This is a genomic window from Pseudoclavibacter sp. RFBB5 (genome assembly GCF_002931555.1).
GTDB lineage: Bacteria > Actinomycetota > Actinomycetes > Actinomycetales > Microbacteriaceae > Pseudoclavibacter.
Genome location: NZ_PSTZ01000007.1, coordinates 12,632 through 25,941, shown reverse-complemented (window position 1 = coordinate 25,941; position 13,310 = coordinate 12,632). Strand labels below are relative to the sequence as shown.

Genomic DNA, 13,310 nt, shown 5'->3' with positions numbered 1-13,310 from the left:
CCACACCGGCAGCGGATGCGGCCAACCGGCTGGCAGCGATCAGCGTCCTAGGAGAGCTCGCCCCGAACGAGGCGCCGGACGACTTCGGTGAGCACGTCGAGCCCTGAGACGAGGTCGTCGGGCTTCGTGTACTCGCCTTCGTTGTGCGAGATGCCGTCGACGGAGGGCACGAAGAGCATGACCGTGGGCACGAGCTCCTTCATGTTCGTCGAGTCGTGGCCGGCGACGGTCATGATCTCGTCGTTCGAGAGCCCGAGCTCCTCGGCGACCGAGCGCGCCAGCTCAACGCCGGCGGGCTGGTACGGGTTGACGTCCCACGAGTGCGAGAGGGTGCGGTCGATCTCGACGCGGGCCTTGGCCTCGATCTCCGCGAAGCGCGCGTCCAGGAGGGCGTTGGCCTCGGCGAGCAGCTCCTCGTCGTCGCTGCGCAGGTCGAGCAGCAGCGTGACCTCGCTGGCGACGACGACGGGCGAGTTCGGGTACACGTCGAGCTGCCCGACGGCCGTGTGCAGCTTGCCGGGGAAGCGGTCGGTGAGCTCCCGCGCGAAGACGACGAGCAGCGAGGCGCCGTAGAGCGCATCCTGGCGGTCTTCCATGACGGTCGCGCCGGAGTGCGCCTGCTCGCCCTTGACGACGACGCGGTACTTGCTCGCGGCCCAGGTCGCAGTGACGAGGCCGATGGTCGTGCCGGCGTTCTCGAGCAGGCGCCCCTGCTCGATGTGGATCTCGGCGCAGAGCGCGGCGACGGGGCCGTTGCCCTCGCCGAGGAATCCGGTCGGGCGCAGCGCCTGCTGGACGCTGATGCCCGCCTTGTCGCGCACGGCGAGGGCATCCTCGAGCGGCAGCACGCCCGTGTACACGGAGGACCCCATCATGGAGGGCACGAAGCGCGACCCCTCCTCGTTGAACCAGTTCACGACGGCGACGTTGTACCTGGCGCCGGCGACCCCGCCGGAGACAGCCTCATCCGCGATCCGGAATGCCGCGTGGGCCGCGGCGAGCACGCCGTAGGCGCCGTCGTACTTGCCTGCCGTGGGCTGCGAGTCCATGTGCGAGCCGATGAGCACGTATGGCGCACCGGGCACCAGCTCGAGCAGCCCGAACTGGTTGCCGATCCGGTCGTACTCGACCGTGAAGCCGTGGCCCTCGAGCAGGCCCTGGAACCAGCGGCGCTGCTCGTTGTCGGCGTCGCTCGCGGCCTGCCGGTCGACGCCCCCGTGCCCGGTGGCCCCGAAGTCACCCATCGTGTCGAAGTCGCGCAGGAAGCGCTCGTGCGCGTCGGAGAGGAGGATGCTGCTGTCTGTCATGAGGGACTCCAGGTGGGGTCGGCGGGTGCGCCGAGCTCGGCGATGATGTTGAGTGCCGGCTGGGCCTCGTAGCCGGCGAGGGCCGCATCCGACCACCAGGCGGTGTGCGGGGTGATGAGGGTGCCGGGGTCGGTGCGCATGGCGTCGCTCGGATGCGGCGGCTCGCCGTCGAGGACGTCGGCCGCGTAGGTGCGCAGCGCACCGCTCGCGAGGGCAGCCTGGATGGCGGCCTCGTCGACGAGGCCCGCCCGTGAGACGTTCACGACCACCGCGCCGTGCGGGAGCAGGGCGAGGGCGGCTGCGTCGAGGATGCCACGCGCTTCGGCGGTGAGCGGCAGGTGGAGGCTGAGCGAGTCGGATTCCCGCAGCAGGTCTTCGAGCGAGTCGACGAGCTCGACACCCGCCGGTGCCCCCTTGGCGTAGGGGTCGAAGGCGAGCACGCGCCCGAAGCTGGGTCGAGCGATCTCGGCGAGCCTGCCGCCGATGCGACCGAGGCCGACGAGTCCGAGGGTGAGGGAGCTGAGGCGGCGCGGAACCTGGAGGCGGGCCGTGGCCTCGTCGGTCCACTCGCCGCTGCGCACGAGCTGCAGGCTGCGGAGCAGCGAGCGCTCGGCGGCGAGCAGCAGGGTCAGCGCGTGCGCCGCGACCTCCTCGGTCGCGACCCCGGCGAGGGTCACGACCTTCACGCCTCGGGCGGCAGCCGCATCCGCGTCGATCATGTCGGTGCCGACGGAGCTCGTCGCGAGCAGGTGCAGCGACGGGAGCTGCGCGAGCACATCCGCCGTGATGCGCGCGTAGCCGACGATGGCCGCGACCGCGTCGAGGTGCTCGCGCGGCACGACCGCGTCGAGTCCGGGCGAGGTCGGCAGCTCGAGGTGCGCGGTTGCGTACCCCGCCTCTCGCAGGAGCCTGACTGCAGGCTCCTGCGAGAGGTCGGTGGTGTCGGTGAAGATGACGAGGGGACGTGTCATGTCAGCTCTCTCACTTGAGGACGCGTGCGAGGAAGCGCTTCGTGCGCTCGTGCTGCGGGTTCTGGATGACGTCCTCCGGGGCACCCTCCTCGACGATGACGCCGCCGTCCATGAACACGACGCGGTCGCAGACGTCGCGTGCGAAGCCGATCTCGTGGGTGACGACGACCATGGTCATGCCCTCCTTCGCGAGCTTCGTCATGACCTGCAGCACCTCGCCGACGAGCTCCGGGTCGAGCGCGGACGTCGGCTCGTCGAAGAGCAGCACGCTCGGCTTCATGGCGAGCGCGCGGGCGATCGCCACGCGCTGCTGCTGTCCGCCGGAGAGCTGCGACGGGTAGTTGTCGCCCTTGTCTCCGAGGCCGACCTGCTCGAGCAGCACCTTCGCGTCGGCGATGGCCGCCGACTTCTTGTGGCCGAGGATCTGCACGGGCGACTCGATGATGTTCTCGATGGCCGTCATGTGCGGGAAGAGGTTGAAGCGCTGGAACACCATGCCGATGTCGCGCCGACGCTTGGCGATCTCGTTCGGACGAAGCTCGTAGAGCTTGCCGTTCTTCTCCTTGTAGCCGACGGGCTCCCCCGCCACCCGGATGACGCCGCGGTCGGCGGTCTCGAGGTGGTTGAGGCAGCGGAGCAGCGTCGACTTCCCTGAACCGGAGGGGCCGAGGATGCTCACGACCTCGCCCGCGTGGACGTCGAGGGAGATGTCCTTGAGCACCTCGACGCTGCCGAACGACTTGGCGACGTTGCGCAGCTCGATCATCGGGGCGGACCCAGTGGATACGGGCATCAGCGGAGTCCCTCTCTGCTTGTTCCTACAGACCTGCGGTTGGGCAGAATCGAGTTGAGCACTCGCTTCCACACGGGTTCGGGGGTCGCGAAGCCGCGGGACTTGCCGAGCTTGCGCTCGAGGAAGCCCTGGCCGATGCTCGCGATCGAGGTGAGGATCAGGTACCAGATGCTCGCGACGAGCAGCATCTCCATGCGGCTGAAGTCGGCGGCGCCGATCTGCTGCGCCCTGGTGAGGAGGTCGCCTGCGCCGATGACGGACACCAGCGAGGTCTCCTTCAGGAGCGTGACGAGCTCGTTGCCCATGGGGGGAACGATCGAGCGAAGCGCCTGGGGCAGGATGATGCGGAACATGATCTTGCCCTGCGTCATGCCGAGCGCCTCAGCCGCCTCCTTCTGACCTGGGTCGATGGAGATGATGCCGCCTCGGATGATCTCCGACATGTAGGCGGACTCGTTGGCCGCGAGCCCCAGCACGGCCGCGGTGAGCGGCAGGATGAGCGCGTTGGTGTCGAGCTGCACGAACACGAGGTCGATCTGCGGGAAGAACAGCGCCAGGTTGAACCAGATGAGGATCTGCACCAGGATCGGCGTCCCGCGGAAGATCCACACGAAGCCGCTCGAGATGGCGCGGAGCACGGCGTTGCTGGAGATGCGCATCACGGCGAGCGTGATGCCGCCGATGATGCCGAGGATCATGCTGACCACGGTCAGCATGATGGTGATGAGGAGGCCCTGCATGATGGCCTCTGCGAAGACTCTCGAGCCGACCTTCTCCCAGCGGATGCTCGATCCCGTCGCGACGTCGTAGACGAGCTTCGCGAGGAAGAGGAGCACGATGGCGGCGAAGATCCATTGGCCGTAGTGCCGTAGCGGGACGATCTTGGGGGCGTCGGCCGCGGGCGCGGCGGGGGCGGTGGTGACCGCTCCCGTCGCGCCCGTGGAGGGGCCGGTCGAGGTGTTCACTGTTCTTCAGCTCCGTTGTTGTTCGTCAGCTCCGCGGGCGCTATTCGGCGCCGTTGATGGTGACTTCTTCGACGGCTCCGCCTTCCTGGCCGTGGGCGGCGAGGATGTCGGTGTAGGTGCCGTCGGCGACCAGGGACTGCAGTGCGGCCTGGATGGCTGCGCTCAGCTCGTTGTCCTTCGCGACTGCCATGCCGAGGGGCTCAGGCTGGAAGGGCTCCTCGTTGGCCAGCTCGAAGCCGCCGGCCTGCTCGACGTTGTAGCTCGCGACCGGGTACTGGCTGACCGACGCTGCCGCGCGGCCGGACTGCACCTGGATGAGGGCGTCGTTGTCGGTGGCCTGCGCCGAGATCTCGATGGGGCTGGAGGCGCAGATGTCGCTGTTGAAGGCTTCGAGGATGCCCTGCTGAGCGGAGTCGCGGAGCACGGAGACCGCCTTGCCGCAGAGGTCGGCCTCTGCGGTGATGCCCTCGGGGTTGCCTTCTGCGACGACGATGCCCTGGCCCGCGTTGAAGTAGTCGACGAAGTCGTAGTTCTCCTGGCGCTCCGGGGTGTCGGTCATGGCTGCCACGACGACGTCGTAGCGGGCCGTGTCGAGCGACGGGAGGAGCGTGTCGAAGGCGACGTTCTCGATCTGCACCTCGAGGCCGAGCTTCTGGCCGACTGCCTTGATGAGGTCCATGTCGAGGCCGATGACGGTCGCGCCGTCAGCGTCGAGGTACTCGTAGGGCGGGTAGTACGCCTCGGTGCCGACCGTGAGGGTGCCGGCGTCAGCGATCTCCTGCGGGAGGAGCGCGACTGCGGCCTCGTCCACGGCGACCTCGGAGACGTCCGCCTCCGGTGCATCGCCTGACGAGCATCCTGCGAGCAGTGCGGTGAGGGCGACGAACGAGGCGCCAGCCAGGCCCGCCTTCATGAGCTTCTTGGATGCCATGTGAATTTCTCCTTCTCTCGATCACCAGCGGTGATCATCTGTAGGCAACATGCGTAATCTAGGAGGCAACTTGCCGCTGGATGGGCCAAGTCACGCAGGGTTTACAAGGGTGTTACGTGCCGAGCGAACGTTCGGTCTGCCAGGGAACCGACAGTACTGCGTGGATGGAGCTCAGGTGGTGCCTCCCCACGCTGCGGGAGCGAGCACCCAGAGGAGCTCGACCCCCTCAGTCGAGTCGCGTGTGTGCCACGTGTGCGGTTCGCGCCCGTCGAGGGTGATCGAGTCTCCGGACTCGAGCTCCCACGTCTCGGAGGCGAGGACCACGGTGATCGATCCGCGCAGGACGTGCAGGAAGTCGACCTCGCAGTTCACGGAGTAGAGCTCCGCTCCCCCGGTGCCCGACATGCCGGCGTCGACTCGCGAGCGCACCACCTGGAAGCGCGGATCGTTGCGGGGGCTGAGGAGCCGCTCGTACACGTTCGTGCCGCCGAGGTTGATCTGCGGCGCGTCCTCGAAGCGCACGAGCTGCGCATCAGGCGCGCTGAACAGCTCGCCGACCTCGATGTTGAGCACGTCGCAGAGCAGCACGAGCGTCGACACGCTCGGCGACGTCTGGTCGCGTTCGACGCGGCTCAGGAAGCTCTTGCTGAGCCCCGTCGCGCTGGCGAGCTGCTCGATCGTCATCTGCCGCAGCTGGCGCACCGATCGGAGCCTGCCGCCGATGGCGGCCGGCTCGTTGCGGGGAACGACGGGCAGCGCCCTCATCGGTGCACCGCGGGCCGATGCGTGTGGGTCGCCTCGAACAGCTCGAGGGTGGCGGGCAGCACGAGCACTCGTGGGCCGGGGGTGCGGATGCTGTCGGCGAGCTCCTCGGCGAGCGTCTCCATCTCCACGGCCCGCGACTCGACGCCGAAGGCTCGGGCGACGGCGAGGTAGTCCGGCCCGGTGAGCTCGGTGGCCGTCGCTCGCCCGTACGCCTCGTTCATGTAGCCGCGCAGCACGCCGTAGCCGCCGTCGTCGACGACCAGCCAGGTGACGCTGAGCTGCGACTGCGCGAGCGTCGACAGCTCGGCGACGCCGTACAGGCCGCCGCCGTCTCCGGAGATCGCGACGACGGGCGCACCGTTGGGGTTCTCGCGCGAGCGCGAGGCGAAGGACGCGCCGATGGCACCAGGCAGGCCGAAGCCGAGGCCGCCGCACTGCCCGTTCTCGTACACGCCGCCGCGAGCATCCCACGCCGACCATGCCCAGTAGGCGCTGATCGTCATGTCCCAGAAGGTCGCGACGTCGTCCGGGATCGCCGAGCGGAGCGTGTCCAGCAGCTCGCGTTCCTTGGCGAGGGGCTGCGCATCCAACCGCGTGCGGACGGTGGCGAGCAGCTCCTCGATGGCGGGGCGCGCATCCGCTCGCTCGCCGACACCCATCGTGCGGAGGCGGTCGAGGATGCCCTGCAGCGCCAAGCCTGCATCCGAGCGCAGCGTGATCGTGCCGTCGTGGTTGGCGCCGAGCACCCGCGCGTCGGCGTCGATGTGGATGACGGTGCCTTTGGGCGCCAGGCGGAAGTAGTTCGAGGAGAGCTCGCTGAGGCCCGTGCCGATCACCAGCAGCACATCGGCAGCCTCGAGGAACTCGGTGGTCGCGATGTCCTCGATCCAGCCCTCGGCCGACAGCGGGTGCGCCCACGGGAACGCGCTGCGCCCGCCGTACGTGGTGACGACCGGTGCCTGCAGCTGCTCCGCGAGCTGCTCGAGCAGCTCCCCCGCGCCGGAGCGGACGACACCGCCGCCCGCGTAGACGCGGGGTGAGCTCGACGCGGCCAGCAGCTTCGCGACGGAGGCGAGCTGCGTGTCCGATGCCTCCGGCGCGAGCGCGTAGGCCTCGGCCGCGATGCCGCCGAGCTGCCCGTCGACGAGCTCGATGCTCGCCTGCTGCACGTCGTGCGGCACCTCCACGTAGACGGGACCGGCCGGCGCGCTCTGCGCGGTGCGCCACGCGTCGACGAGCATCGGCACGATCTGGTCGACCGAGCGGATGCTCCAGGTGGCTTTCGCGATGCCGCGGAAGTGCGCCTCCTGGTCGCGCAGCTCGTGCAGGTAGCCGTGCGCCTGGCCGCCGATCCCCGGGGTCGGGACCTGCGCGGAGATGAGGAGCACGGGCGAGCTCGCCGTTGCCGCTTCCTGCATGCCAGGCAGCGCGGTGAGCGCACCCGGCCCGGCGGAGAGGAGCAGCGGGGTCACGGTCCCGGACACGCGGGCGTGCCCGTCGGCCATGAACGCGGCGTTGTTCTCGACGCGCGCGCCGAGGTAGTCGAGCGAGCTGTCGCCGAGCGCGTCGAACATGGGCAGCGCGTGCTGCCCTGGGAGCCCGACGACCCGTTCGGCGCCGAGCGCCTCGAGCGTTCGGATGACGAGTTCTCCGCCGGTGACGTTCTCTGACATCGCTTACCAGTCCCTCTGCAGTTCCATCGTCGAGCAGTGCAGCCCGCCGCCGTTCTTGTTGATCTCCCGGTACGTGACGGGGATGATCTCGACCCCGTACTTCGAGTTGAGGAGCTCGGCTGTGCGCGGCAGGTGCGACGGGAAGAGCAGCTTGCGGCGGTCGAGGGTGAGCAGGTTGCACGCCCAGTCCTCCTGCGGCGCGACATCCACCGTCTCGATGCCCAGCTTCCAGAGCGCGTCGAGGAAGTCGTACGGCGCGATGCGCGAGTTCACGAGCGCGAGGTCGTCGTCGAGCATGGCGCAGCACAGATCGAGGTGGATCTGGTAGCCGGGCATCTGCGAGTGGATGAGCTGGATGCCCTGCTCTTCGAGGATGTTGCGCAGCTGGCGGTAGCCTTCGACGTTGCAGCGCACCGACGTGCCGAAGAACGCGAGGTCGGGGCGCACCTTGATGAAGCTGCCGCCCTCGACGAGGCCGGTGCCGGTGATGGTGCCGAGGATCGGCATGCCCTGGGCCGCGACCGTCTGCGTGATGGACTGCTCCTCGCCGCGGCGCATGCGCGGGGCGAGTCGTCCGATGATCGCGCCGCCCGGGATGGTGACGAGGGGGTCGCGCGTGAACACCGACTTGGTGAAGCTGGGCGCGAGGTCGGGGGCCATGACCACCTCGACGTCGTTGTCCTCGAGCACCGTGACGAAGCTGTCGAACTCGGAGTGCAGCTTCTCGAGGTCGGGGAACTCGCGACCTGACCAGTACCAGCGGCGGTCCGGGTCGACGTAGGCGCCGATCTCCGGCATCCAGGTCGACTCTCCGGCCTTCTCGACGGCTTCGAGGCCCGCGCTCGGGCGGCGCATCATGATGGTGCGGAGCCGTCCGACCTCATCCTGCGCGCCCCATTTGCGACCCCAGTATGCGGGCAGCTCTGAGTCGGCGAGGAAGCCCGGCTCTGATTCTGGGCCGAGGAGGCGGTGGAAGGCGCCGTCTGACATCTCGAGAGTGGGGTCGACGTCGGTCATGTGAAAACCTTTCGTGGTCGCGTCGTTGCGACTCCAAGAGTTTCGCTCACGACATCATGCGTTGTCTAGTGCGAAACTACGGCCGCTGTTTTCCGAGCGCGTCACGCCCATGTTTCCGGCCCGTAACTTCTGCTGAGTCCACGCATAGCCACGTTTCTGTCACTATGCACGCATGACCACGTACGAAGTGCAGCGCGAGGCCGTGATCCCCGCGGACATCGAGCGTGTGCACGCGCTCATCGACTCCTTCCACAACTGGAGCTCATGGTCGCCCTGGGAGGACGTCGACCCGACGATGCGACGCGAGCACTCCGGACCGCAGGCTGGGCCCGGCGCCCACTACGCGTGGGAGGGCAACCGCAAAGCCGGCAAGGGCTCGATGACGATCGTCGCCTCCGCGCCGCAGCGGATCGACCTCGTCATCGACTTCGACAAGCCCTTCAAGGCGCACAACCCGACGTCGTTCATCCTCGAGCCCGTCGACGGCGGCACGCACGTTCGATGGCTCATGACGGGCGAGCACAGTGGCGTCGCGGCCATCGTCTTCCGGTTCATGTCGATGGACAAGCTCATCGGCCCCGACTTCGAGCGCGGCCTCACGCGACTCGAGGCGGCGGCCACCGCCTGACGCGTCCGTCTAGGGCAGCGGCAGGTCCTCCGCTGGTGCCTCGCCGAGCGCCTCGCGCAGCAGCGGCAGCGCCGCGGTCCACGCCATCGTCTCGATCTCCGCCGACGTCGAGTCGGCGGCAAGACCCTCGAGACCCTCGAAGCCCGAGTGGCGCACCGTCAGCGCGGAGCCGCCGTCGGCCGGTTCGATCGTGAACTCCACGACCGTGCTGTTCTGCGGCTGCGGGTCCTCCTCCGGCACGGCCGCGAGCCGGTAACCGAAGCGGCGCGGCGACTCCACGAGCATCACCTCGCCGCGGAACGTCCCGTGCTCGGGCCAGTGGACGGCGAGCACGCCGCCAGGCTCGGCCTCGATCGTGGCGCCGCCGAACGCGTACCAGCTGGCGAACGACTCCTGCTCCGTGAGCATGCTCCAGAGCCGCTCCGGCGCGGCCTCGAAGGTGACGGACTTCTCGACGATCTCTGGGGCTTCAGCCATGGTCGCTCCTCAGCGCGGTGGATGCTCGACGCCCCATCTTCGCAAACCTCGCCGGGAGGTGCGCCCGAGCGGGCACGCAGAAGGGCCCGGCACCAGAGGCGATCTGATGTCGGGCCCTTCTGATGCGAAGCGCTGAGCTCAGCGATCGCCGGATGCGCCTAGTGCATGGCCGGCGCTTCGGCGCCTTCACGCTTCGGTGTCGCCTTCACGAAGAACGCGCCGACGATGGTGACGATCGAGATGCATGCGCCAACGAGGAACGCGGCGTGGATGCCCTGCGCCTCCGCCGCGATCGGACCGAAGCCCTCACCTGCGGCAGCGACCGTCGAGTTCGCCATGACCACGACGAACATCGCCGTTCCTGCGGCTCCCGCGAGCTGCTGGGCCGTCGAGACGACCGCCGAGCCGTGGGAGTACCGCGAGCGGGGCAGGTCGCCGAGCGCGCTTGTCATGAGCGGCGTGAACATGAGCGCCAGGCCCACCGAGAGCGTGACGTGTGCGGCGATGACCATCCACTGCTCGGAGTTCTCGGTGAGCATCGTCATGCCCCAGATGGCGGCGCTGACGATGATGGAACCGGGGATGATGAGCGGCTTCGTGCCGAGCTTGTCGAAGAGACGGCCGACGAACGGCGCGAGCAGCCCCATCGTGAGACCACCAGGCAGCAGGGTCAGGCCGGCGCGGAGCGTGTCGTAGCCGAGCACCTCCTGCATGTAGATGGGCAGCAGGATGATCGTGCCGAAGAGCGACATGAAGCTCACCGCGAGCAGGACGAGCGACACCGTGAACTGGCGGCTCGTGAAGACGCGGAGGTCGAGCAGAGCCGAGTCGGTCTTCTGGCGGGAGATCTGACGCCAGATGAACGCGGCGAGCGCGAGCACGCCGACGAGGATCGGAACGAAGGCCGGCATGACGGCGGTTGCCGAGCTCTCGCCGAGGCCCGAGAACCCGTAGACGAGGCCACCGAACGCGAACGCGGAGAGGATGACGGAGAGCACGTCGATCTTCGCCTGGCGCGGCTCGGTGACGTTCTTGATGAACAGCGCGCCGAGCACAAGCGCGACGAGGGCGATGGGCAGGACGAAGCCGAACATCCAGCGCCATTCGAAGACCTGCAGGATGAGGCCGGAGACGGTCGGCCCGATGGCCGGGGCCACGGAGATGACGATGGAGATGTTGCCCATCGTGCGCCCGCGGCGCTCCGGCGGCACCATGTTGAGCACCGTCGTCATGAGCAGCGGCATCATGATGGCCGTGCCGGAGGCCTGCACGATGCGGCCGAGCAGCAGGATCTCGAAGCCCGGGGCCAGGAAGCAGAGCAGCGTTCCGAGCGAGAAGAGGATCATCGCGGCCATGAACACCTGGCGCACGTGGAAGCGCTGCAGCAGGAAGCCCGTGATCGGGATGACGACGGCCATGACGAGCATGAACGCCGTCGTGAGCCACTGACCAGTCGCCAGCGGGATGCCGAGGTCCTGGTTCAGGGCGGGCAGCGCCACACCCATGATCGTCTCGTTCAGGATGACGACGAACGCCGAGACGAGGAGGAGCGGGATGACGAAGCGAGTGCGCGGGTCGGTGCCCGGCTCGCTCGCGGATACGGCTGAGCCCGCGGATGCGGACTCGGCTGGGGTCGGTTCGGCGTCGCGTGTCGCGGTGCGCGAGTCGGTCACAGTACTCCTTGAGAGGTTCAGATCTTGGCGTGCGGGCACGCCCGCACGTTCGCTCCTAACGCTGAAAGCGCGCGCGGCATTCCCCGGCGCGTCGCTCAGCGGGTCGCGGCGAAGGCGACGTGAGCGGGTGGAAGGTGGACGATCACCGACTGGCGTTCTCGCAGTCCCCCTGGAATGCGCGAGCCGGTGTCGAGCGGAAGCCGCGCCGTGAGGCGGGGCGTCGTCTGCTCTTCGCCAAGAAGGAGTGTAGCCGTCACGGAGCCGAGGTCGCGCTCGAGGCGCAGGACTTCAGCGTGCCAGGTGTTCGGGGCGAGCGGCCGGGCCTGGGCGACAGGCCCCAGAGCATCGTCCGCACCGGGGAGGACGAGCTCAAGACGGTCAGTGCGGATGCTCGCGAACAGCGGCTCGCCCGGTCCGGCCCGCCCGTCAGACTCCCCTGGCGCGCCCGCCTGGCCGACGAGGTGGCCACGGATCTCACCGAGATCGCTGTGCGTCGCGAGCCCCGGCTCCCGCAACTCCACCTCGAACCCGGTTCGCCCGACAAGCGCCGCGACGTAGGCGGTCGCCGGCCCCGCGGCGATGGCTTCCGGTGTGCTGAGCTGCGTGATCGCGCCTCCTTCGACGATCGCGATCCTGTCGGCCAGCGCAGCAGCATCCGCCGGGTCGTGCGTGACGACGAGGGTCGCACCCTCGAAATCCGCGAGCACGCGGCGCAGCTCGGCACGAACTTCCGAGCGAGACTCCACGTCGAGGGCGGAGAGGGGCTCGTCGAGCAGCAGGACACGAGGCGAGGTCGCCAGCGCCCGGGCGAGCGCAACCTTCTGCGCCTGCCCTCCCGAGAGCTGGGCAGGGCGACGAGACGCGAGGTCGTGGATGCCGAGGCGCTCCAGCCATTCGGCGGCGACTCGGCGCGCCTCGCCGCGGCCGATTCCCCGAGCGCGCAGCCCGAAGGCGACGTTGTCGAGCGCGCTGAGGTGGCCGAAGAGGACGTAGTCCTGGAAGACGACGCCGAGCTGTCGCTCCCGCGCGCCGAGCCGGACGCCCCCCGGCGCCTCCTCCGCGAGACGGCCCCCAAGCTCCAATGTTCCCCGTTCGAGTGCCGCGAGGCCGGCGATCGCGCGCAGGAGCGTCGACTTGCCTGCCCCGTTCGGGCCGAGCACGGCGAGCACCTCGCCCGGCCGCACCTCGAGCTCGTAGCTCGCGTGGAAGCCGCCGACGGCGACGCTCGCGCGGATGGCCAGCCCCGCGCTCATCCGCGCCGCCCCGAACCCCTCGCGCGCACCGACGCCGAGGCGCCGAGCACCGCTGGAGTCCCTGCGACGCCGGACACCCAGCGACCCCGCAACGCGAAGAGCACGACGACCGAGACGAGCAGGAGCAGGAGCGCGAGGGCGATCGCCGCATCCGGATCCGACTGCATGGCGAGGTAGGTGGAGATCGGCATCGTCCGAGTGACCCCGGGGAGGCTGCCCGCGAGGGTGATGGTCGCGCCGAACTCGCCGAGGGCGCGGGCGAAGGCGAGCACCGCACCGGCCCCGATCGCAGGCCCGACCATCGGCAGCGTGACCCGCGAGAAGGTGAACCAGCGGGTCGCGCCGAGCGTCGCCGCCGCGTCCTCGACCCGGCGGTCCGCCCCGAGCAGCGCCCCCTCGACAGCGATGACGAGGAACGGCAAGGCCACGAACGTCTGGGCGACGACAACCGCGGCGCTCGTGAACGGAAGGCTGAACCCGGTGAGCTGGGCGATCGGGGCGCCGAGCAGGCCGGAGCGGCCGAAGAGGAGCAGCAGTGCGAGGCCACCGACGACCGGCGGGAGCACAAGCGGCACAAGCACCAGCACCCGGACCACGCGATAGAGGCGCTGACCTGGCAGCTCCGCGAGCGAGACGAGCCACCACGCGAGCGGCACCCCGATGACCAGGCAGACGGCCGTCGCCACGACGGCGCAGGAGAGCGAGAGCCACAGGGCCTGGCCGACGACCGGCTGAGCGACGATCTCCGGGAACTCAGCCCACGGCACGCGGAGGACGAGGGCCAGGATGGGCAGCGCGAGCAGCGCCAGAGCCACGAGCGCGAAGGGCGTCAGCGCCGCAGGCGGGCGGCGGCTCAT

The 13,310-nt window shown here is 69.3% G+C and carries 13 protein-coding genes; 1 reads left to right on the top strand and 12 read right to left on the bottom strand.

The window, feature by feature from the left end; all coding sequences use genetic code 11:
• Positions 1 to 47: 47 nt before the first annotated feature.
• From C5B97_RS08080 to C5B97_RS08045, 8 genes are all read right to left on the bottom strand, one after another.
• Positions 48 to 1,307, bottom strand: coding sequence for a M20 family metallo-hydrolase (locus C5B97_RS08080; RefSeq protein ID WP_104311602.1), 1,260 nt, complete (start codon positions 1,305 to 1,307; stop codon positions 48 to 50).
• Positions 1,304 to 2,278 carry an NAD(P)-dependent oxidoreductase gene (locus C5B97_RS08075; RefSeq protein ID WP_104311601.1) on the bottom strand — a complete coding sequence of 325 codons (975 nt, stop codon included), beginning with the start codon at positions 2,276 to 2,278 and terminating at the stop codon, positions 1,304 to 1,306. The genes C5B97_RS08080 and C5B97_RS08075 overlap by 4 nt, the downstream gene beginning before the upstream one ends.
• 10 nt (positions 2,279 to 2,288) lie before the next feature.
• The gene (locus C5B97_RS08070) at positions 2,289 to 3,071 is read right to left on the bottom strand and encodes an amino acid ABC transporter ATP-binding protein (RefSeq protein ID WP_271982391.1); all 783 of its coding nucleotides are present in this window, start codon (positions 3,069 to 3,071) and stop codon (positions 2,289 to 2,291) included.
• Positions 3,071 to 4,036: an amino acid ABC transporter permease gene (locus tag C5B97_RS08065; RefSeq protein WP_104311600.1), complete on the bottom strand. Its 966-nt coding sequence runs from the start codon at positions 4,034 to 4,036 to the stop codon at positions 3,071 to 3,073. Before C5B97_RS08065 ends, C5B97_RS08070 begins: the two co-directional genes overlap by 1 nt.
• Before the next feature lie 40 nt (positions 4,037 to 4,076).
• Positions 4,077 to 4,967 carry an ABC transporter substrate-binding protein gene (locus tag C5B97_RS08060; RefSeq protein ID WP_104311599.1) on the bottom strand — a complete coding sequence of 297 codons (891 nt, stop codon included), beginning with the start codon at positions 4,965 to 4,967 and terminating at the stop codon, positions 4,077 to 4,079.
• A gap of 171 nt (positions 4,968 to 5,138) precedes the next feature.
• On the bottom strand, positions 5,139 to 5,732 hold the full coding sequence (locus C5B97_RS08055) for a helix-turn-helix transcriptional regulator (protein ID WP_104252584.1): 594 nt from the start codon (positions 5,730 to 5,732) through the stop codon (positions 5,139 to 5,141).
• On the bottom strand, positions 5,729 to 7,405 hold the full coding sequence (locus C5B97_RS08050) for a thiamine pyrophosphate-binding protein (protein WP_104311598.1): 1,677 nt from the start codon (positions 7,403 to 7,405) through the stop codon (positions 5,729 to 5,731). Before C5B97_RS08050 ends, C5B97_RS08055 begins: the two co-directional genes overlap by 4 nt.
• A 3-nt stretch (positions 7,406 to 7,408) precedes the next feature.
• On the bottom strand, positions 7,409 to 8,422 hold the full coding sequence (locus C5B97_RS08045; protein WP_104311597.1) for a dimethylarginine dimethylaminohydrolase family protein: 1,014 nt from the start codon (positions 8,420 to 8,422) through the stop codon (positions 7,409 to 7,411).
• Positions 8,423 to 8,594: 172 nt separating this feature from the next.
• On the opposite strand from C5B97_RS08045, the gene C5B97_RS08040 reads away from it, so the two are divergent.
• The gene (locus tag C5B97_RS08040) at positions 8,595 to 9,050 is read left to right on the top strand and encodes an SRPBCC family protein (RefSeq protein WP_104311596.1); all 456 of its coding nucleotides are present in this window, start codon (positions 8,595 to 8,597) and stop codon (positions 9,048 to 9,050) included.
• A 9-nt stretch (positions 9,051 to 9,059) separates the two neighbouring features.
• On the opposite strand, the gene C5B97_RS08035 is transcribed toward C5B97_RS08040, so the two are convergent.
• From C5B97_RS08035 to C5B97_RS08020, 4 genes are all read right to left on the bottom strand, one after another.
• On the bottom strand, positions 9,060 to 9,527 hold the full coding sequence (locus C5B97_RS08035) for an SRPBCC domain-containing protein (protein ID WP_104311595.1): 468 nt from the start codon (positions 9,525 to 9,527) through the stop codon (positions 9,060 to 9,062).
• Positions 9,528 to 9,685: 158 nt separating this feature from the next.
• Positions 9,686 to 11,200: an MDR family MFS transporter gene (locus C5B97_RS08030; RefSeq protein ID WP_104311594.1), complete on the bottom strand. Its 1,515-nt coding sequence runs from the start codon at positions 11,198 to 11,200 to the stop codon at positions 9,686 to 9,688.
• 95 nt (positions 11,201 to 11,295) lie between these two features.
• On the bottom strand, positions 11,296 to 12,453 hold the full coding sequence (locus C5B97_RS08025) for an ABC transporter ATP-binding protein (RefSeq protein WP_104311593.1): 1,158 nt from the start codon (positions 12,451 to 12,453) through the stop codon (positions 11,296 to 11,298).
• Positions 12,450 to 13,310 carry an ABC transporter permease gene (locus C5B97_RS08020; RefSeq protein ID WP_219819785.1) on the bottom strand — a complete coding sequence of 287 codons (861 nt, stop codon included), beginning with the start codon at positions 13,308 to 13,310 and terminating at the stop codon, positions 12,450 to 12,452. Before C5B97_RS08020 ends, C5B97_RS08025 begins: the two co-directional genes overlap by 4 nt.